General features: G+C 68.7%; 22 protein-coding genes. 13 read left to right on the plus strand and 9 right to left on the minus strand.

Going from position 1 to position 19212, the window contains the following annotated elements:
- Positions 1 to 27 precede the first annotated feature (27 nt).
- Positions 28 to 789: an SDR family NAD(P)-dependent oxidoreductase gene (locus ACWEOO_RS05115; RefSeq protein WP_452141870.1), complete on the plus strand. Its 762-nt coding sequence runs from the start codon at positions 28 to 30 to the stop codon at positions 787 to 789.
- Here ACWEOO_RS05115 and ACWEOO_RS05120 read toward each other — a convergent pair whose 3' ends face one another.
- On the minus strand, positions 790 to 1590 hold the full coding sequence (locus tag ACWEOO_RS05120) for a MerR family transcriptional regulator (RefSeq protein ID WP_452141871.1): 801 nt from the start codon (positions 1588 to 1590) through the stop codon (positions 790 to 792). It lies immediately after the preceding gene.
- Between the two features lie 80 nt (positions 1591 to 1670).
- Between ACWEOO_RS05120 and ACWEOO_RS05125 the strand changes: the two genes are divergently transcribed.
- Together ACWEOO_RS05125 and ACWEOO_RS05130 are read left to right on the plus strand one after the other, a co-directional pair.
- Complete coding sequence (locus ACWEOO_RS05125) at positions 1671 to 2432, plus strand: SDR family oxidoreductase (protein ID WP_452141872.1); 762 nt, start codon at positions 1671 to 1673, stop codon at positions 2430 to 2432.
- Between the two features lie 9 nt (positions 2433 to 2441).
- The gene (locus ACWEOO_RS05130) at positions 2442 to 2762 is read left to right on the plus strand and encodes a nuclear transport factor 2 family protein (RefSeq protein WP_452141873.1); all 321 of its coding nucleotides are present in this window, start codon (positions 2442 to 2444) and stop codon (positions 2760 to 2762) included.
- Here the strand turns inward: ACWEOO_RS05130 and ACWEOO_RS05135 are convergent.
- Both ACWEOO_RS05135 and ACWEOO_RS05140 read right to left on the minus strand, forming a co-directional pair.
- The gene (locus ACWEOO_RS05135; protein ID WP_452141874.1) at positions 2752 to 3702 is read right to left on the minus strand and encodes a small ribosomal subunit Rsm22 family protein; all 951 of its coding nucleotides are present in this window, start codon (positions 3700 to 3702) and stop codon (positions 2752 to 2754) included. The two genes, ACWEOO_RS05130 and ACWEOO_RS05135, sit on opposite strands and share 11 nt — an antisense overlap.
- A gap of 206 nt (positions 3703 to 3908) precedes the next feature.
- A complete protein-coding gene (locus tag ACWEOO_RS05140; protein ID WP_452141875.1) occupies positions 3909 to 4499 on the minus strand; it encodes a VOC family protein in 591 nt (196 codons plus the stop codon).
- Between the two features lie 184 nt (positions 4500 to 4683).
- Between ACWEOO_RS05140 and ACWEOO_RS05145 the strand changes: the two genes are divergently transcribed.
- Positions 4684 to 4980 (plus strand): hypothetical protein, encoded by a 297-nt coding sequence (locus ACWEOO_RS05145; RefSeq protein WP_355692760.1) that lies wholly within the window; start codon positions 4684 to 4686, stop codon positions 4978 to 4980.
- Positions 4981 to 5132: 152 nt separating this feature from the next.
- Entirely contained in the window at positions 5133 to 7091 is a 1959-nt protein-coding gene (locus ACWEOO_RS05150; protein ID WP_452141876.1) for a GTP-binding protein, read from the plus strand.
- Here ACWEOO_RS05150 and ACWEOO_RS05155 read toward each other — a convergent pair.
- The 3 genes from ACWEOO_RS05155 to ACWEOO_RS05165 are packed head-to-tail and all read right to left on the minus strand — an operon-like array spanning position 7048 to position 9748.
- A complete protein-coding gene (locus tag ACWEOO_RS05155) occupies positions 7048 to 7854 on the minus strand; it encodes a putative protein N(5)-glutamine methyltransferase (RefSeq protein WP_452141877.1) in 807 nt (268 codons plus the stop codon). The genes ACWEOO_RS05150 and ACWEOO_RS05155 overlap by 44 nt on opposite strands.
- Before the next feature lie 23 nt (positions 7855 to 7877).
- The gene (locus tag ACWEOO_RS05160) at positions 7878 to 8822 is read right to left on the minus strand and encodes an SDR family NAD(P)-dependent oxidoreductase (RefSeq protein ID WP_452141878.1); all 945 of its coding nucleotides are present in this window, start codon (positions 8820 to 8822) and stop codon (positions 7878 to 7880) included.
- A gap of 29 nt (positions 8823 to 8851) precedes the next feature.
- Entirely contained in the window at positions 8852 to 9748 is an 897-nt protein-coding gene (locus ACWEOO_RS05165) for a LysR family transcriptional regulator (protein ID WP_452141879.1), read from the minus strand.
- Positions 9749 to 9844: 96 nt separating this feature from the next.
- On the opposite strand from ACWEOO_RS05165, the gene ACWEOO_RS05170 reads away from it, so the two are divergent.
- The 8 genes from ACWEOO_RS05170 to ACWEOO_RS05205 all read left to right on the plus strand — a co-directional run bounded on the left by ACWEOO_RS05170 (position 9845) and on the right by ACWEOO_RS05205 (position 16808).
- The gene (locus ACWEOO_RS05170) at positions 9845 to 10882 is read left to right on the plus strand and encodes a hydroxyacid dehydrogenase (RefSeq protein WP_452141880.1); all 1038 of its coding nucleotides are present in this window, start codon (positions 9845 to 9847) and stop codon (positions 10880 to 10882) included.
- 11 nt (positions 10883 to 10893) lie between these two features.
- Positions 10894 to 12036 carry a mandelate racemase/muconate lactonizing enzyme family protein gene (locus ACWEOO_RS05175; RefSeq protein WP_452141881.1) on the plus strand — a complete coding sequence of 381 codons (1143 nt, stop codon included), beginning with the start codon at positions 10894 to 10896 and terminating at the stop codon, positions 12034 to 12036.
- Between the two features lie 8 nt (positions 12037 to 12044).
- A complete protein-coding gene (locus tag ACWEOO_RS05180) occupies positions 12045 to 13352 on the plus strand; it encodes an ABC transporter substrate-binding protein (RefSeq protein WP_452141882.1) in 1308 nt (435 codons plus the stop codon).
- A gap of 5 nt (positions 13353 to 13357) precedes the next feature.
- Positions 13358 to 14305: a carbohydrate ABC transporter permease gene (locus ACWEOO_RS05185; RefSeq protein WP_452141883.1), complete on the plus strand. Its 948-nt coding sequence runs from the start codon at positions 13358 to 13360 to the stop codon at positions 14303 to 14305.
- Positions 14295 to 15119, plus strand: a complete 825-nt coding sequence (locus tag ACWEOO_RS05190) for a carbohydrate ABC transporter permease (RefSeq protein ID WP_452141884.1) — start codon at positions 14295 to 14297, stop codon at positions 15117 to 15119. The genes ACWEOO_RS05185 and ACWEOO_RS05190 overlap by 11 nt, the downstream gene beginning before the upstream one ends.
- Positions 15119 to 15901 (plus strand): sugar phosphate isomerase/epimerase family protein, encoded by a 783-nt coding sequence (locus tag ACWEOO_RS05195; protein WP_452141885.1) that lies wholly within the window; start codon positions 15119 to 15121, stop codon positions 15899 to 15901. The genes ACWEOO_RS05190 and ACWEOO_RS05195 overlap by 1 nt, the downstream gene beginning before the upstream one ends.
- A gap of 39 nt (positions 15902 to 15940) precedes the next feature.
- The gene (locus tag ACWEOO_RS05200) at positions 15941 to 16384 is read left to right on the plus strand and encodes a carboxymuconolactone decarboxylase family protein (protein WP_363716107.1); all 444 of its coding nucleotides are present in this window, start codon (positions 15941 to 15943) and stop codon (positions 16382 to 16384) included.
- Positions 16385 to 16457: 73 nt separating this feature from the next.
- Positions 16458 to 16808 (plus strand): YciI family protein, encoded by a 351-nt coding sequence (locus ACWEOO_RS05205; protein WP_452141886.1) that lies wholly within the window; start codon positions 16458 to 16460, stop codon positions 16806 to 16808.
- 85 nt (positions 16809 to 16893) lie between these two features.
- On the opposite strand, the gene ACWEOO_RS05210 is transcribed toward ACWEOO_RS05205, so the two are convergent.
- The 3 genes from ACWEOO_RS05210 to ACWEOO_RS05220 form a co-directional block, all read right to left on the minus strand.
- Positions 16894 to 17187, minus strand: coding sequence for a hypothetical protein (locus tag ACWEOO_RS05210; RefSeq protein ID WP_452141887.1), 294 nt, complete (start codon positions 17185 to 17187; stop codon positions 16894 to 16896).
- Positions 17188 to 17396: 209 nt separating this feature from the next.
- Complete coding sequence (locus ACWEOO_RS05215; protein WP_452141888.1) at positions 17397 to 18203, minus strand: carbohydrate ABC transporter permease; 807 nt, start codon at positions 18201 to 18203, stop codon at positions 17397 to 17399.
- A gap of 71 nt (positions 18204 to 18274) precedes the next feature.
- On the minus strand, positions 18275 to 19210 hold the full coding sequence (locus ACWEOO_RS05220; protein WP_452141889.1) for a carbohydrate ABC transporter permease: 936 nt from the start codon (positions 19208 to 19210) through the stop codon (positions 18275 to 18277).
- Between the last annotated feature and the right edge of the window lie 2 nt (positions 19211 to 19212).

The following is a 19212-nucleotide window of genomic DNA, read 5'->3' on the forward strand; positions in this document are numbered from 1 at the left end:
CCTGACCATTAGGAGTTGTGCACGATCATGCATGTAGCTGTCATCACCGGCGGAAGTTCCGGGATCGGCCAGGGCGCGGCCTTCGAGCTCGCGAAGCGCGGCACGGCCGTCGTCGTCACCTACCGCGGCGGCCGCGAACGCGCCCTGGAGACGGTCGAGCGGATCGAGAAGGACGGCGGTACGGCGGTGGCGCTGCCGCTCGACGTCGCCCGCCCGGAAACGTTCGACGCGTTCCGCGCCGCGCTCACCGACATACTGCGGGGCTGGGACCGCACCTCGTTCGACGTACTCGTCAGCAACGCCGGTGTCGGACAGCCGCCGGTCATGTTCGACGACACCACCGAGGAGCTGTTCGACCAGATGGTGAACGTCCACCTCAAGGGCCCGTACTTCCTCACTCAGACGCTGTTGCCGTTGATCGCCGACCGCGGCGCGATCGTCTTCACGACCAGTACGTCGGCCCTCGAGTCGGCGCGCCCGACGCCCGGCTACTCGGTCTACGCCAGCGTCAAGGGCGCGCAGATCGTCCTGACCCGCTACCTCGCCAAAGAGCTGAGCGCCCGCGGGATCCGCGTGAACGCGGTCGCGCCCGGCGTGACCAGGACCCGGCTGGGCGACGACGCGTTCGCGCAGCATCCCGAGCTGATCCCGCCGATCGCCGAGCGCACCGCCCTCGGCCGGATCGGCGAGTCCGACGACCTCGGCAAGGTCATCGCGTTCCTCGGCACCCCGGACGCCGGCTGGATCACCGCCCAGACCGTCGAGGCGTCCGGCGGCTACGAGCTCTGATCAGCCGACCCGGAAGACAGGCCAGGCGATACCGGTGCGCCAGGCCGCCGGGTCGGGGTCGTCCTGCGGGCGGACCGCGTACGTCTCCTGCACCGGGCCGGCCACGGCCAGCGCGTGCTCGTGCACCCAGGTCGCGAGCCGACCGTAGGTGACGTCGATGTCGTCGTGAGATCCGTGGTGAACCGCGGCCGCGAGCTCGACGGCGGGTAGCTCGACCGGCCGCACCCGGCCGTACGACGGCGCGTCCGCCACCGGGTAGTAGACCAGGACCCTCCCGCGCCCTTCCGCGAACAGGTCGTTGTCGTAGTGCCCGCCGGGGGGACCGAGCGGCTCGGCGACGGCGGCGTCGAGCTCGGCCATCGCCCCGTCGTACCACTGCAGGACCCCGTCCAGGCTCAGGATGCCGGTGATCCCGGCAACCAATCGCGCGGGCTCCGTGCGGAGCTCGACCTGGAGATCCCCCGCAGCGGGCCGGAGCAGCTGTTGCAGTGAGGTGACGGCCGCCCGGGTCCGCTCGAGCGTCTCCTGCAAGCGGTCGAGATGGACGGCGACGAGATCCGCGCGCCGGTCCGGGTCGTCGGTCGCGATGATCGCGGCGACCTCGGCCAGCGGTACGTCGAGCTCGCGCAGCCGGTGGATGACCTGCGCGGACGGGATCTGGTCGACGGTGTAGTAGCGGTAGCCGCTGGACGCGTCGACCGTCGCCGGCTCGAGCAGCCCGCTCTCGTGGTACCGCCGCAGCGTGCGGACGCTCAGATGGGTCGCCCGCGCGAACTCGCCGATCGTCAACCCGCTGCGCACGTCGTTCAGCCTGCACCCTCCCCCGGGGAGAGAGTCAACTCCTTGCGTCTCCCCCGGCGGGAGACGGCACGGTCGCCGGTATGAATCTCAGCAACCGCACGGCGGTGGTGACCGGGGCGAGCAAAGGCACCGGCGCCGCGATCACCGACCGTCTCCGTGCCGAGGGCGTCACCGTCCTCGGCGTTGCGCGCACCGCACCGGCCGACGCCGGGCTGTTCGTCACCGCCGACCTCACCACGCCCGATGGGACCGCCGCGGTCGCGGAAGCCGTCCGCGCCGGGTTCGGTACGCCGGACATCGTCGTCCACACGCTCGGTGGCTCGAGCAGTCCAGCCGGCGGGTACGCCGTACTCGACGATGACCTGTGGGAGGTCGAGCTCCGGCTCAACCTGCTCGCCGCAGTCCGGCTCGACCGGGCGCTGCTCCCCGGGATGACCGAGCGGGGCGCCGGCGCGATCGTGCACGTGTCGTCGATCCAGCGGCGGATGCCGTTGCACGAGGCAACGCTCGGGTACGCCGCGGCCAAGGCGGCGCTCACGACGTACAGCAAAGGGCTGTCGAACGAGGTCGCCGCGCATGGCATCCGCGTCAACGTCGTCTCGCCCGGCGCGATCCGAACCACGAGCGCCGACCACCTGGCCGACCGCATCGCCGCCGCCCGTGGCCTGACCCGCGACGAGGCCTGGCAGGACATCCTCGCGTCGCTCGGCGGCGTACCGCTGCAGCGCGCCGCCGAGCCCGGAGAGGTCGCCGACCTCGTCGCGTTCCTCGTCTCCGACCGTGCCTCCGCGATCACCGGCGCCGACTTCACCATCGACGCCGGCACCGTACCCACCATCTGAGGAGCACCTGTGTTGCCTGACACCATCACGAAGTACCTGATCGGTCATGTCACCCGGAACGTGCCGGCGGCGATGCGCTGGTACGCCGACGACGCCGAGGTCACCGACGACGGCAAGACCTATCGCGGCCGCGAGGAGATCCGGGCCTGGCTGGCGAGGTCGGCGAGCGAGTACAGCTACACGACCGAGCTCACCAGCACCCGGCAGGTCGACGAGCACACCTACGTCGCGACCCACCACCTCGAGGGCAACTTCCCGGGCGGAACCGTCGACCTCGACTTCACCTTCACCCTCGTCGACGGACTGATCAGCCGGCTCGTCATCGCCTGAGCTCCGCACCCCACGCCGTGTCCCGGGCGCGGCGATACGACGGCGACGACTTCGGTACGACGACGCGCTCCGCCGTACCGTCCGGGGTGCACAGGTCGAGGACGACCTGGCCCTTGCGACGCGTCGGCCGGGTCAGCACCCGCGCCGCGGCCGCGCGCACCGGGCGCCGGGTCGCGACGAGGTACGCGAACTTCTCGTCCTCGTAGTTGCGGGTGCCGTCCTTCAGGATCCGGTGGAGTTCGGTGCGTGGCAGGCGCGCCGCGAAGTGGCACCAGTCGATCGGGCAGGGGCCTTGGTGCGGGCAGGGCGCCGCGATCCTGAACCCCTGAGCGATCAGCAGGTCGCGAGCAGCGAGCGTCCGGCGGTGACCGCCTGGGGTGCCTGGTTCGACCAGGACGATCGTGGTCGCGGATTGCGCCGCGGCCCGGATCAGGTCGTCGCGGCGGTCAGCGGCGAGTTCGTTCAGGACGTATCCGATGGTGACCAGGTCGACCGGCTCCGGCGCGCTCCAGTTCCGGAGGTCGGCCGGTGTCCAGCGCCAGTCCCGCGCGAAGTTGCCCTCGGCAAGATGCTTGCCGAGGGCGATGACGGCTGACTGACGTTCGACGATCTCGGTGGTGATCGTGGGCCACAGTGCGGCGGCAGCCCAGGCGGCGGCGCCTGTCCCGCCGCCGAGGTCCAGCTGCGTGGTGAAGGCCGCGGCGATGTGATGCTCGGCGACCGACAAGGCCGCGTACAGCGCGCGGAACGTCGCCGGCATCCGGACCACGGCGTACGCGAGGGCGTCGAGCGGATCGCTCATTCCGGGGGTCGCGTCGTCGACCTGTTCGGTGCGATAGCGATGTGAGAGAGCGGCTACGCGGCGGCGTAGTTCGTGCTGGGGTACGCCGGCGGCGGCGCGTGCGAGGGCAGCATGAAGTTGGGTGTCCACGGAGGACATGCGGAAGCTCCGGTTCGATCGGCACGGAGTGCGCGGCTGTCTGAGCGCGCACGTGATCCGCGGCCAGACGCCGCGACGCACCGATCGGTCCGGAGAAGAAGCTGTCAGCCCGTCAGCGGGCAGCAGCCGAGGAGGGAACGGCGCGGAACCGGGTAACCTTCCAAGCCATCACACACCTCCTCGATTCAGCTCGACGATAACAGAGGTCAGCGGCCCTCCGACGTGCACAGGCAGACCTTGTTGCCCTGCGGATCGGCGAGCACGATGAACGCGGGCGCCTCCTCGTCGTACACCACCTTGCCGCCGGCGGCGAGCGCTGCCTCGATCCGCCCGGACACGACCTCCGGTGGCAGCCACAGGTCGAGGTGGAACCGTTGGCGCGGCTCCTCGTGCGGCTTCGTCCCCTGGAACCACAGGTTCGCGACCCGTCCCGTCGGGTCGATGATGTCGTTGCCCGTGAAGGCTTCCGTGCTGCCGGTCAGCACCGCCGCCCAAAACGGACCGAGCTCGACCAGGTCCGCCGTGTCCAACGCGACCTCCAGCTGCGACACGGCCGTCGGGTCGGCGGTCAGACCGTGCTCGGCCGCGATCGAGCTGATCCGCATCGCGAGCTCCGCGTCCCTGGTCGCGACATCCACGAACGACGCGCCGAGCCGCACCTCGGGCACGGCGTCCTGGCACGCCTCCCCCACCGCGGCCACGAACCGCGCGCCGTCCACGTAGGCGTCGATCAGGAATCTCGCATGCAACGACTGCGCGAGCCGCCGCCAGTCCGCCACTTCGGTCTCAACCACCATGCCCCGAGGCTACGTCCCGGTACCGACAGTTCGGGCCTGCAGTGTCGCGAGATCGCGCTCGGCGTACCGGCGATGCTCGAACTCCTCGGCGAGGATCGTGCCGGGACACTCGCCGACGACGTAACTCTCCGACGCCGGACAGCCGGGGCCTGGACTCGTTGGGCGAGTCCTTCACTGTGGAGCCATGGACCGCGATCAGGCTGGGGCGGGCGACTGCTCGGAGGCTGCCCAGGACGCCGGGGACTGTCTGGGGTGGGCGGGCACGCGGGGCGCTGATCCGGTCGCGGCGGCGATTGCCAGTGCGCTGCTTCAGGGGAGGTCCGCGGGCGCCCGGGCGTTCTTCGAGAACCATCGGGCCGAGGTCGATCCGGCGACCAGGGACCTGATCCTGGAAGCGTTCGCGGTCGAGTCCGTCCACGGGGCCGGGGCGGCACGGCGCGTCTTAGCGCCGCTCGTCTATCCGCCACCCCCAACCATGTAGGCAACGGCTAAATAGTTTGTCCGGGAGTGGAAGGGGTTGGTGTACTCGGGGCGTACTGAACTACAGGTGTCACGTTAAGGAGTCCGTCATGCGACCTCGCTTCATGTCTGTCGCGGAGACCACTGACACCTGTTCGAAGGACATGAAGCTGCGTGGAAGTACTGAACCTTGGGATTCTGGCGCATGTTGACGCCGGGAAGACCAGCCTGACCGAGCGGCTGCTCTACGCCGCCGGGGTCATCGACGAGGTCGGCAGTGTCGATGACGGGAACACCCAGACCGACTCGCTCGCGCTCGAGCGGCAGCGGGGGATCACGATCAAGACGGCGGTCGCCTCGTTCGCGCTGGGCGATCTCACCGTCAACCTGATCGACACCCCGGGACACCCGGACTTCATCGCCGAGGTGGAGCGTGCTCTGAGCGTGCTCGACGGCGCGGTCCTGGTCGTCTCCGCGGTGGAGGGGGTACAGGCGCAGACCCGCGTCCTCATGCGCACCCTGCAACGCCTGCGCATCTCGACCCTGATCTTCGTGAACAAGCTCGACCGGCCCGGCGCGCAGTACGACGGCGTACTGCGGCAGATCGCCGCCAAGCTCACCTGCGACATCGTCCCGATGGGCGAAGCGGCACACCTCGGCACCCACGAGGCGACGTTCAAGCCCATCGTCCAGGAGGACACGCTCCTGGAGGTCCTCACCCGGCACGACGACGAGCTCCTCGCGCGGTACGTCGACAACGAGCCGCTGTCCCTGGACAAGGCACTCGCCGCACAGACACACCGGGCGATCGTCCACCCGGTGTACTTCGGGTCGGCGATCACCGGCGCCGGCACGGAGGACCTCACCGACGGGATCCGGGAGCTGCTCCCCCGCGCCCGCACCGACGGCGAGCCGCTCGACGGCACCGTGTTCAAGGTCGAGCGCGGACCGGCCGGCGAGAAGATCGCGTACGTGCGGATGTTCTCGGGCGCCGCGCACGTGCGCGAGCGGGTCCGGTACGGCGGCACCGACGGCAAGATCACCGCGCTCGAGGTCGTCGGCGAAGGCCCCGCGAGCACGATCCGCGCCGGCCGGATCGGGCGTTTCTGGGGGCTCGCCGACATCCGGATCGGCGACGCCGTGACCGATCCGCGGACCACGCCCACCACGGAGCGACGCAACGCCCACGCGTTCGCCCCGCCGACGCTCGAAACGGTCGTCACGCCGCGGAAGCCGTCCGACAAGGGCAACCTGCGCGTCGCGCTCACCCAGCTCGCCGAGCAGGACCCGCTGATCAACCTCCGCCAGGACGACCTGCGGCAGGAAACCTACGTCTCGCTGTACGGCGAGGTGCAGAAGGAGGTCATCGAATCCACGCTGGCCACCGACTTCGGCATCGAGGTGGACTTCCGGGAGACGACGACGATCTGCGTCGAGCGGATCGACGGGACGGGCACGGCGGTCGAGTTCAACAAGAAGGACGCGAACCCGTTCCTCGCCACCGTCGGGCTCCGCGTCGAACCGGCGCCCGTGAACGCCGGCGTCAGCTTCGAGCTCGAAGTCGAACTCGGCTCGATGCCGTACGCGTTCATCAAGGCCGTCGAGGAAACCGTCCGCGAAACCCTGCACCAGGGGATCCACGGCTGGCAGATCCCCGACGCCCGCGTCGTGATGACGCACTCGGGATACTCCGCCCGCCAGAGTCACGCCCACGCCGTGTTCGACAAGAGCATGTCCAGCACGGCCGGTGACTTCCGGTTCCTCACGCCGCTGGTGCTGATGACCGCCCTCCAGCAGGCCGGTACGACGGTGCAGGAGCCGATGCACCGCTTCCGGCTGGACATCCCGACCGACACGACCCGCGCCGTACTGGCGGCACTCGCCCGGCTCCGGGCGATCCCCCAGGTGCCGGCGCTGGCCGCGGAAACCTCAACCCTGGAGGGAGAAATCCCCGCGGCCGCGGTGTACGAGCTCGAGCAGCAGTTGCCCGCTCTCACCCGCGGCGAGGGCGTCCTGGAGTCGGCGTTCGAGCGCTACCAGCCGGTGACCGGTCCGATCCCGGAGCGCCCGCGCACCGACCACGACCCGCTCAACCGCCGGGAGTATCTCCTGCACGTCCAGCGGCGGGTCTGATCCCGTGCACGACGTTCGCGCCGAGGTCGTCGTCCGTGACGACCTCGGCGACGAGCCCCGCCGAAACCAGCACCGCACGCGCCGTCGGAGCCTGACTCTCACTCACCTCGACGAAGAGGTGACCGCCGGGCACCAACCACTCCGCGGCGCCGGCAGCCACCCGACGCAAGACAGCCAGACCGTCCGCACCACCGTCCAGCGTCACGTGCGGCTCATACAGCCGCGCTTCCGACGGCAGCAACCGGATCTCGTCCGTCGGCACATACGGAACGTTCGCCAGCAGTACGTCGACCTGCCCGCGCAGCCGCACCGGCAGCGCGTCGAACAGATCACCCTCATAGACGCATTCAGGCGGCAGGTTCCGCCGAGCGCACTGCACCGCGGCCGGCTCGATGTCGGCGGCGTACAACGACACCTCGCGCTCGGCCGCCACCGCTGCGCCCAGTGCCCCGGCACCACAGCACAGGTCCACCACGATCGAACCCGCGACAGTCACCCGCAGCGCCTCACCGACCAGGAACTCGGTCCGCCGGCGCGGGATGAACACGCCGGGATCGACGGCGATGCGCAGCCCGCGGAACGATGCCCAGCCCACGACGTACTCCAACGGCTGTCCGGCGACCCGCTGCTCGACCAGCGCGTGCAGCTCGGCCGCGTCCCGTGCGGACCCGGCGATCAACGCCGCCTCGTCCTCGGCGAACACACACCCGGACGCCCGCAACCGCTCGACGATCCCATCGAGCTCGAATGAAGAAACAGCCACCGATCCCCTTCGACGACCACAGACTAGCCGAACGCGTTCACTCCGGTGAGCTCCGCCGAGACGGTCCAGAGCCGCTCGGCCGACCGGGGATCGATCGCGTACGGCCGCACGCCGGGCGTGTCGTCGGTCGACACCTCGGCGACCTCGCAGTCCTCCAGGAACACGCCGCCGATCCCGTCGAGCTGGGGTGACGTCGCCGCCCACACCTGCGTCGCCGCGCCCTGCTCGGGACTCTTGAAGCCGGGGTTCAACGGGTTGCCGTCCTCGTCGATCCAGCCGTAGCCGACCATCTCCTCACGGGTCAGGTGCCGCTGCAGCGGCGTGAGGATGCCGCCCGGGTGCAGCGCGAACGCCCGCACACCGAAGTCTTTGCCGAGGGCATCGAGCTGGACGGCGAACAGCACGTTCGCGGTCTTCGCCTGCCCGTACGCCTCCCACTTGTCGTACCCGAGCCGGAACTCCAGGTCGTCCCACCGGATGTCCGACCGCCGGTGCCCGGTCGACGACACCGACACGACGCGGCCGCCGCCGTCCGCCGCGATCGCCGGCCACAGCCGGTTCACCAGCGCGAAGTGCCCGAGGTGGTTGGTCGCGAACTGCGCCTCCCAGCCCGGCCCGACCCGGGTCTCCGGGCTGGCCATGATCGCCGCGTTGTCGATCACGATGTCGACCGGACGGCCCGACGCGAGGAACCGCCCGGCGAACGCCTCGACGCTGTCCAGCGAGCCGAGGTCCAGTTCGTCGACTTCGGCGAGGTCGCCGAGAATCTCCCGCGCCGCGTCCGGACGTCGGGCCGGCACGACGACATGGGCGCCCGCGCGGGCGAGCGCCTTGGTGGTTTCCAGGCCGAGGCCGGAATACCCGCCGGTGACGATCGCCAGCTTGCCGGTCAGGTCGATCCCGGCCAGGACCTCGTCCGCGGTGCTGTCGTGCCCGAAACCCGAGCCGATCTTGTGTTGTCCACTCATGGGTTCGAGCCTACGAATTAGAGCTCGCTCTAAGTCAAGTGCGGATCGGCGCGCAACGACTCCGCAAGCCGCTGCAACGCGGGGTTCGGGTTGTCGGGGCTCCAGCAGGCGTGCAACGTCACCGAGTGCGCGTCGGCCGCATCCAGCTCCCGGTACCGGACGCCGTCGACGCCCATCGCCATGATCGAGCGCGGGATCAACGCACACCCCAGGCCGGCGCGGACGAGGGCCAGCATCGTCGGCACCTGCGACGCGAGCTGGCTGACGGCGTACCGGTCCATTCCGATCATCGCCGCGCAGATGTCGTGCAGGTACTGCGATCCCTCCGGGCTGTACCCGATGTAGTCGTCGGTCACGTCCACCAGCGACACCGGACGGTCGCCGCCGGCCAGCGGATGCGCGGCCGGTGCGGCGAGCACCAGGTCCTCGGAGTGCACCAGCAGCGACTCGAACTGCGCCGGGATCGGCGGCCGCACCAGCCCGAGGTCGATCTCCAGGTTCGCCAGCGCCTCGAACTGGGCCGGACTCACCAGCTCGGTCAGCTCCGCCGTCACCCCGGGCGTCCGTTTCCCGACCATGGTCAGGAAATCGGCGAGTACGGCGTACGCGCCGATCGCGGTGAACGCGAGCCGCAGCGTCCCGGTGGTGCCGTCCGCGGCGCGGCGGGTCGCCTCGGGCGCGACTTCCAGCAGCGCCAGCACCCGGCGGGCGTGCTCGAGGAAGACTCCCCCGGCCGCGGTCAGGCGGACGCCGCGGCCGGTGCGGTCGAACAGGCGGACGTCGAGCGTGCGTTCGAGGCCCTGGATCTGCCGGGTCAGCGGCGGCTGGGTCAGGTTGAGGCGCTGCGCGGCACGCCCGTAGTGCAGCTCCTCGGCGACCGCGACGAACCCGCGGAGCTGTTGCAGCGACAAGTCCATGGTCGCCATGCAAGCACGGTATCGGTCCATACGTAAATGGGTTTGGACCTGCATAACGGAAAGCGCCTACCGTCGTGGCTACCTCGAGTTGAAGGAGTACTCACGGTGCCGAATCCTGCGCCCAGACTTGCCGCCCTGATGTCCCCGGACCGTGCGACGGATGTCGTCGACGCGTGCACTCGACAGTTGCTGGAAGAGCGGTTCGAGGTGGTCTGGGCGACTGCCGACCACACCGCCGGGCCCGGGTCGCCCGCGAAGCCTCCGGCGCTCGCCCCGGACGCCGTACCGGGCCTCGCCGAAGGCGCCGACGTACTGCTGACCAGCTGGGGTACGCCGCACCTGAGCAAGGAGCTGTGGGCGGACGGCAACGGCCCGAAGGTGGTGGCGCACGCGGCCGGCACGGTGAAGAACCTCATCGAACCTGTGATCCTCGATCAGGGCGTCGGGGTGTTCTCGGCGGGTCCTCGGATCGCCTGGTCGGTCGGCGAGTACTGCCTGGCGTCGATGCTCACCCTCGCCCGGCGGCTGCCGAGGTTCGACGGAGCGATCCGCAGCGGCGGCTGGAAGCAGACCGCATTCCGCGGTCACGAACTGGCCGGCGCGAAGGTCGGCATCATCGGCGCGAGCAGTACGGCGCGAGCGCTGATCAGCTTGCTCGCGCCGTTCAGCTGCGACGTCGTCGTCTACGACCCGTACCTGAGCGCCGAGCGCGCCGCCGACCTCGGCGTACGCCTGGCCGAACTCCCCGAGGCGGCAGCGAGCACCTTCGTGTCGATCCACGTCCCGAACGTGCCCGAGACACAAGGCATGATCTCCCGCGAATTGATCGAGAACCTGCCCGACGGCGCGGTCGTGGTCAACTCGTCGCGCGGCCCGGCAGCCGACCAGCAGGCCCTGCTCGACCACGCACTCGCCGGGCGGATCTCTGCGGCCCTGGACGTCTACGACCCCGAGCCCCCGTCGTTCGACGCGGAAACGCTGGCGTCCCCCAACCTGCTGCTCACCCCGCATATCGCGGGCGACACCGCCGAAGGCCACCTCGCTCTCGCGGGCTACGTGATCCGCGACGCCCTCAAGTGGCTCGAAGACGGCAGCCGCGGGCCGAGCTTCGTGGACCCCACGCTCTGGTCGATCGCCGCGTGAAAGGACTGCCCATGTCCCGCATCACCCAGGTCGAGGTGTTCCCGGTCGCCGTGCCCTTCGCCCGCCGGTTCGTGCTGGGCAGCGGCGCGGTCGGCGCGCCGGACGCGGCCCCGGACCAGGCCGGCGCGGTGATCTTCGTCAAGCTGACCACCGAGGACGGCGTGGTCGGCTGGGGTGAGCAGCGCGCACTGCCCAGCTGGAGCTACGAGACCGCCGAGACGATGGCGGTCGTCATCCGCCGCCACCTCGCCCCGATCCTGAGCGAGCTCACCCCGTTCGACGTCGAGCTGTTCCACCAGCGTGCCGCCAAGCGCCTCAGCCCCGCCGTCTCGAACGGCTTTCCGTTCGCCCGCGCGGCCGTCGACGTCGCCATGCACGACGCGGCGGGCAAGCTCGCCGGCGTTCCCGTGTACGCGCTGCTCGGCGGCAAGGTGTACGACGAGATCCCGCTCTGCTCGGCGATCGGGGTCGGCGACCAGGACGCGGTCCGCGAACACGCCGTCGAGTCGTCGGACTATGCGGCGTACAAGGTCAAGATCGGTGGTGACCTGGACGCCGACACCGCGGCGATCGAGACCGTGGCGGAGGTTGCCGACGGCAAGCCGCTGTGGCTCGACGCCAACCAGTCGTACCGCCCGAGTGCCCTCAAGCAGCTGCACGACCGGATCAAGCACATCCGGACGATCCACTGCGTCGAGCAGCCCGTGCCGAGCACCGACACACTCGCGATGCAACGCGTCCGTGAGCTGATCGACCTGCCGGTCGCGATCGACGAAGGCAGCTTCTCCGCCCCGGACCTGGCCCGGGCGATCCGCCTGGACGCCGCGGATCTCGTGGTGATCAAGATCTGCAAGTCGGGCGGTCTGCGGAACGCGCTGAAGACCGCCCAGACCGCGCTGGCAGGCGGCGTGGAACTGCTCGCCAGCGGTCTGACCGACTGCGGCGTCGCGTTCGCCGCCGCCCTGCACGTGTTCAGTCAGCTCGAGCTCGCCCTGCCCGCCGAGCTCAACGGGCCGGAGCTGCTGACCGATCTGTACGTCGAGGGGCTGAACATCACCAAGGCCGTCGCGACGGTCCCCACCGCCCCTGGACTGGGCGTCGAGGTCGACGAGGAGCGCATCCGCGCCGAGTCGATCGACCTGCTCTACCGGTGAGGAGAACCATGAACAAGCTGTCCCGCCGCGGCTTCCTGCAAGTCAGCGGCCTGGCCGGCCTCGGGCTCGCGGCCGGCTGCTCGTCCGGCCCGCCGTCCGGCACGGCGACCTGGGCGATGTGGTCGAGCAGCGCCGCCGAGAAGAAGGTGTGGGAGGACTTCGGCAAATACGTCGAGCACCAGCTCGGCGTGCAGTCGGTCGCCACGCTGACCCCGTCCAGCGGCTACCCGACCAAGCTCGACCTGCAACTCGTCAGCGGCACCGCGAGCCTGGTCACCGCGCTCAACGGCACGCTGATCCCGACGTACGCCGCCCGCGGCGCGCACCGGCCGCTCGACGACCTGATCGAGGCCGACTCCGACTTCGAGCTCGACGACTTCTACGACACCAGCCGGAAGATCTCCAGCTTCAACGGCAAGACCTACGCGATCGGCTTCGACGTCGCGCCGACCGTCATGTACTACAACAAGGACCTGCTGAACGAGCAGGGCATCCCGCTACCGTCCAGGACCGAGCCGATGTCCTGGGCCACGTTCCGCGACCTCACCAAGCAGCTGACGAAACCCGGTGAGCAGTACGGCTTCACCTGCGCGCCGGCCATCGACGACCTGGTGTCCTGGATCTACTGTGCCGGCGGCAATGTGATGAGCGCCGACGCGAGCCGCAGCGCTCTCGGCGACGCCGAGGCGATGGAGGCGCTGCAATTCGTCATCGACCTGTTCGTCAAGGACAAGGTGACGCCGCCGATCAAGAACCTGGTCAACGAGAGCTCACTGTCCAACTTCATGCAGGGCAACGTCGCATTCATGCAGAACGGGCCGTGGCAGGTCGTGAACGCCCGGAAGGCGAAGTTCGACTGGGACATCATCCCGTTCCCGGCCGGCGCAGGAGGCAGCACACCGCGGGTCTCGGGTTCCAGCTTCGCGATTCCATCGGGGGTGCGCGAGGGCAGCAGCGAGCTCGACCTCGCGTGGAAGCTGCTCAAGACGCTCACCAGCACCGGCGCGCTCGACATCTATGCGAAGGCCGGCCGCAACAACCCGGCCCGGCTCAGTGCCGGCAGCGCGTTCCAGCCGCCGCCCGACAACCTCGGGATCGTCCAGGACATCCTGGCGGGCAAGGTCGCGGGCGGGCACGCGTTCGACGTCACCACGAACTGGAACCAGGTCAAACAGCTGCTCGGTCAGGATCTTCCACGGACGTTCCTCGGCCAGGTCACCGTCCCGGACGCCATCGCCGGTCTGACGCCGCGGCTCGACGTACTGATGCGTCAGCATCTCGACACCGTCCGCCAAGCCACTGCCAGGAAGGGGTGATCACCATGGCCATCTCCACGGCAGACACCGCACCTGTCACTGCCACTCCGACACCGGCCCGGCAGTCGCCCACGCCGCGATGGCGCAGCCGGGAAGCGCTCACTGCCTGGCTGTTCATCCTGCCCAGCCTGATCGGCTTCCTGATCTTCACCGCCGGGCCGGTCGTCGCCGCCGGCGTCATCTCGCTGCTGAACTGGAACCTGTTCAGCGCACCGACCTGGGCCGGCCTGCACAACTTCGCCCGGCTCGGACCTGACCCGACGTTCTGGTCCGCTCTCGGCAGTACGGCGTACTTCACCCTGGTCAGCGTTCCGTTGACCATCCTCGTCAGCCTGCTGCTCGCACTCCTGCTGAACCAGGGCCTGCAGCGGATCGCTGTCTTCCGGAGCCTCCTGCTCTTGCCGTACGCAACGATCACGGTAGCGGTCGCGTTCGTCTGGATCTGGCTCTACATCCCGCACGACGGCCTGGTGAACGCCGTGCTCGGATGGTTCGGCATCAACGGCCCTGCGTGGCTGATCTCCGACACCTGGGCGATGCCGGCGCTGATCCTGATGAGCGTCTGGAAGAGCTTCGGCTTCGGCATGGTCGTGTTCCTGGCCGGCCTCCAGGCGATCCCGCAACAGCTCTACGAGGCGGGCCGTGTCGACGGTACGTCGCCGTGGAAGAGCTTGCGGCACATCACCCTGCCGATGCTCTCCCCTGCGCTGTTCTTCGTCGTCGTCACGTCCGTCATCGGCTCGTTCCAGGTCTTCGACCAGGCGCTGATCATGACGAACGGCGGCCCGGGCACCCGCACCACCACCCTCGTCATGTACATCTACCGGACCGGCTTCGAGAACTACGACCAGGGGTACGCCGCGGCGCAGTCGCTCGTCCTGTTCGCGTTCATCGTGATCATCACCGCGGGCCAGTTCCTGTTCCAGCGGAGGCTGGTGCATCATGACAACTGAGATCCGGCGTAAGTTGGTCGTCTTCACCTGCTTCCTGGTCACCGGCGTCACGCTGATCCCGGTCGTGATGATGGTGCTCGTCGCGTTCCAGTCCGACGGCGAGTCGATGGCCGCGAAGCCGTCGTTCTGGCCGACCAGCTGGCACCCGGAGAACCTGACCCGCGCGTTCGACCTGGTCCCGCTCGGCAAGTACCTGCTGAACACCATCTACTTCGCCGCCGGTACGACGCTGCTCGAAACCGTCACCGCGGCGCTCGCGGCGTACGCGTTCGCACGCCTCGACTTCCCCGGCCGCAGCTGGCTTTTCGGCATCTATCTCGCGACGCTGATGATCCCGTCGCAGGTGACGCTGATCCCGCAGTTCGTGCTGGTCGCGAAGCTGCACGGCATCGACACCTGGCCGGGCATGATCCTGCCGCACGCGTTCACCGCGATCGGGGTGTTCCTGCTCCGGCAGTTCTTCCTCGGCATCCCGCGCGACTACGAGGAGGCCGCGCGGCTGGACGGCGCGAACCGGTGGCAGGCGTTCGTCCGGGTGATCGTGCCGCTCGCGGTGCCGGCGATCGCGACCCTGGCGGTGTTCAAGTTCATCGGGCAGTGGAACAACCTTCTGTGGCCGTTGGTGATCTCCAACAGCGACGCCACCCGAACCGCGTCGGTCGGCCTGCAGGTGTTCCAGGACACCAACGGGACCCAGTGGAACCTGCTGCTGATGGCCGCCACCGTCACCACCATCCCCCTGATCGTTCTGTTCTTCCTCACCCAACGCTGGTTCGTCCGTGGAATCACCATGAGTGGCCTGGGAGGCCGTTGATGTCGTATCTGTGGTCCGTCTTCACCAAGCCCTGGATCGGGCTGCCGGGTGACGAGCTCGGCCGGCTGGTCTCCGGTCTCGGGTTCGCCGGCGCCGAGGTTCCGGTCCGGGACGCCGCGTACGTCACGCCGGCGAGCGCCGAGGCGGAGCTGCCGAAGTTCACCGCCCAGTTACGGGCCGAGGGCATCGAACCGATCAGCGTCGCGAGCGACCTGTCAGAGCCGGTGTTCGCCGCCTGCGCGGAGGCCGGCGTGCCGATGATCCGGATCCTGGCCGACCTCGGTCCCGACGGGTACGCCGCCTCCGTGCGCCACAACCGCGAGCTGCTCGAGCAGGCCGTCGCCCTGACCGAGCGGTACGACGTACAGGTCGGCGTACAACCGCACCACGGACGGTACGTGTCGTCGACGCTGGGCGTGCTGCAGTTGCTCGACGGGCTGCCCGAACGGTTCAAGCTGGTATGGGACGCAGCGCACGACGCGCTCGCCGGCGACCATCCCGCGGTCACCCTCGAACTCGGTGCGGATCGGCTCGGGATCGTGAACCTGAAGAACGCCCACTACGTCCGCACCGACGGGGCTTGGAAGACGAACTTCGTCGAGGCCGAGGACGGGCTGTCCGACTGGGCGGCCATGTTCGCGACGCTCCGCCAGCTCCGCTACCGCGGACCGATCTGCCTGACAGGTCAGTACTCCGATCCCGCCGTACCGGTGGAGACCCGGCTGGAAAGAGATCTGCGGTTCGCTGTCACATCCGCCGCGCAGCATCCGTCAAGACAGTGAAAGCAACCAACTGATGGAGAAGCGATCATGCACGCACGGATGACCAACCCCGCTATGGTCCTGCCCGACGCCACCAAGGGCATCCAGAACATCTACAAGGCGATCGGGCAGTCCGGCGCCGACGGCAAGACGCTCGAACTCGTGCACCTGCGGGCCAGCCAGATCAACGGCTGCTCGCCCTGCGTGTTCGGCGGCGTCAAGTCGGCGCTGAAGAACGGCGAGACCGACGAGCGGCTGCACCAGGTCGCCGCGTGGCGCGACTCCGACCTGTTCACCGACGCCGAGCGGGCCGCGCTCGAGATGGCCGAGGCCGCGACCCGGCTGGCCGACAACCCGACCGCGGTCACCGACGAGATCTGGAACGCAGCCGCCGACCACTTCGACGAGAAGGAACTGTCGGCGATCATCCTGATGATCGGCCTCACCAACCTTTTCAACCGCCTCAACACCACCGTGCGGGCTCCTGCCGGTGCGACCTGGTAGTCGCTACCGTGGGCCCCGGATGTCGAGATGATGTCCGGGGCTCCGACGTACCCGGGTGAATGGAGGCAAGCAGATGAAATACATGTTGCTGATCTACGGGAACGAACAGACCTGGGACACGTTGCAGGCCGTGGGCATCGACCAGGTGATGCAACAGCACGGCAAGCTCATCGACGAACTGAAGGCGTGCGGTGAGCACATCGACGACCGGCCGCTGACCACCGCGAACTCGCGAGTGGTCCGGGTTCGGGACGGCGTACCGACGGTGACGGACGGGCCGTTCACCGAGGCCAAGGAAGTGCTGGCCGGCTACTACGTCGTGGACTGCAGCCTGGAGCGCGCGACCGAGATCGCCGGGCGGCTGCCGGAGGCGCCCTACTCGCCCATCGAGATCCGGGAGTTCACCGATCCGGCGGACAGCTGACCGTCCCAGGGACTTGCCGGCCTCAGCTGGGCGTTGACACCTGAGACCGGCGAGTCACTGACTCTGACCGTTCACGTCCGACGGGTCACCTCGACGCGAGGATGACCCCACCTGAGGCAGGCTGATCGCCCATGCCCCGGCCACCCTGGACGAGTACGGTCGCGCCGGGCGCCGGCGCCTGTGCACCGTCGCCGAGTCGCAGCGTGGTCGTCATTCCGTTGCTCAGCCTGAGCATCGCCACGCGTCGCGGCCGCACCGACGGGATCGACGAGGTCACCTCGTGGATGCCGGTACACACCGCTGGTTGGACCGCGGCCCGTCCGAGACCTGCGTCGCCGTGACTCCTCACATCACGGCGCTGCTCGGCGAGCCTTTTCATCGCTGACACACTTCCCCCTTCTCATCGTGTACTACCCCCGAGTGACGGCGGATGCGGCCGTGTTCACGTCACACGACCGCACACTCCCCCGTCCTCCCCGCACTCGGAAACGACGCGGAAGTGATCAGGCAACCCTTGCTGAGAGTGACGGCCTTTTCAAGGGATCGTGACCGGAATCCCGAGTGCCGGAATTCCTGTCCAGGAACGTCCTACTGACCACCGAAGCCGGTGGTCGCGATGCCCTTGATGATCTGGCGCTGGAAGAACAGGAACACCACGACCAGCGGCAGCGCGGCCAGGATCGCGGACGCCATGTTCTGCGCGTACTGCAACCCGTAGGCGCTCTTGACGGTCTGCAGGCCGACGGGCAGCGTCATCAGGTCCGCGTCCGTGGTCACGATGAACGGCCAGAGGAAGTTGTTCCACGCACCGATGAACACGAAGATCGCCACCGCCGCGAGGATCGGCCGCGACAACGGCAGTACGACGGACCAGAACACCCGCAGCCTGCCCGCGCCGTCGACCCGGGCCGCATCCTCCAGCTCCACGGGGATCTGGTCGAAGAACCGCTTGAGGATCAGCACCATCGCGGGCGCGAACGCCTGCGGCAGGATGATGCCCCAATAGGTGTCGACCAGGTTGAACGCCAGCATCTGCCGGAACAACGGCACGATCAGCAACTGCGGCGGAATGATGATCGCCGCGATGATCGCGGCGTACAGCAGCCGCTTGCCCTTGAAGTTCACCCGCGAGAACGCGTACCCCGCCAGCGCCGACGTCGCGACCGTGATCAGCGTGATCGCCACCGACGTGATCAGGCTGTTCCACGCCCAGGACGGGATGTCGCCGGCCGACAGCACCTTGCGGTAGGCCTCGAAGCTGAGCCCGTCCGGCGGGTTCAGCGTGATCTGCGACGCCCCGGCGTCCGCCTCGCTCTTCAGCGACGTGAGCACGGCCCAGCCGAACGGGACCAGCCAGGTTACGGCCAGCACCGCAAGCACCAGCAGCGCGGCCATTCTGGACACGCTCCAGGGGTTTTCGCCCGGCTTGTGCGTTTGTTTGATCCCACGACTCAGGGTGTAGGTGCTCACGAGGCGCTCCTGCGGTTGATCAGCTTGTACTGCGCCAGCGACACCAGGACGATGAGCGCGAAGAACAGGTACGAGATGGCCGACGAGTAGCCGAACCGGTAGCCGGTGAAGCCGGACTCGTAGATGTACTGCACGATCGACCGCGTCGTCCCGGCCGGACCGCCGTTGGTCAGCATGTAGATCTGGTCGAACACCTTCAGCGACGCGAGGATCTGCAACGTCACCAGCAAAGCCGTGGTCGGCGCGAGCTGCGGGATCACGATCGAGAAGAGCTGCCGCCACTTGCCCGCACCGTCGAGCGCCGCGGCCTCGAACTGCTGCTCCGGAATGTTCTGCAGCGCCGCCAGGTAGAGCAGGAAGTTGAACCCGATCGTCCACCACAGCGTGGTGACCACGACCGAGATCATCGCCACCTTCGGATCCTGCAGCCACGCCACGGGTCCGGCGCCGAACTTGTCCAGCACGGCGTTGATCAGCCCGAGCTTCGGGTTGTACATCCAGCTCCAGAACATCACCACGACGGTGGACGCGAGCAGGTACGGCAGGAAGAACGACAGCCGCCACAACCAGCGCCCCGGCAGCCCGAGGTTCACGAGCAGTGCGAGCGCGAGTGACAAGACGATGAGTGGGACCGTGCTCAGCACCGTGAACCACACCGTGTTCCCGAGCGACTTCCACATGTCCGGGTCGCGCAACGCGTCGGCGTAGTTGGAGAAGCCGACCAGTCCGCTGCCCGCACCGGTCAGCGTCTCGCCGGTGAAGCTGAGATACAGGCCATAGATCGCCGGCACCACGAGGAAAAGCACGAACAGTACGGCGAACGGCGCCGCGAACGCCCAACCCGTCAGGGTCTCGCCACGTTTCGCGTGGGCCTTGCCCTGAGCGGTGATCTCCTCCGTCGTAACGGGCGGAGTGTCGATTGCAGTAGACATTT

The sequence above is a fragment of the Kribbella sp. NPDC004138 genome (genome assembly GCF_053603655.1).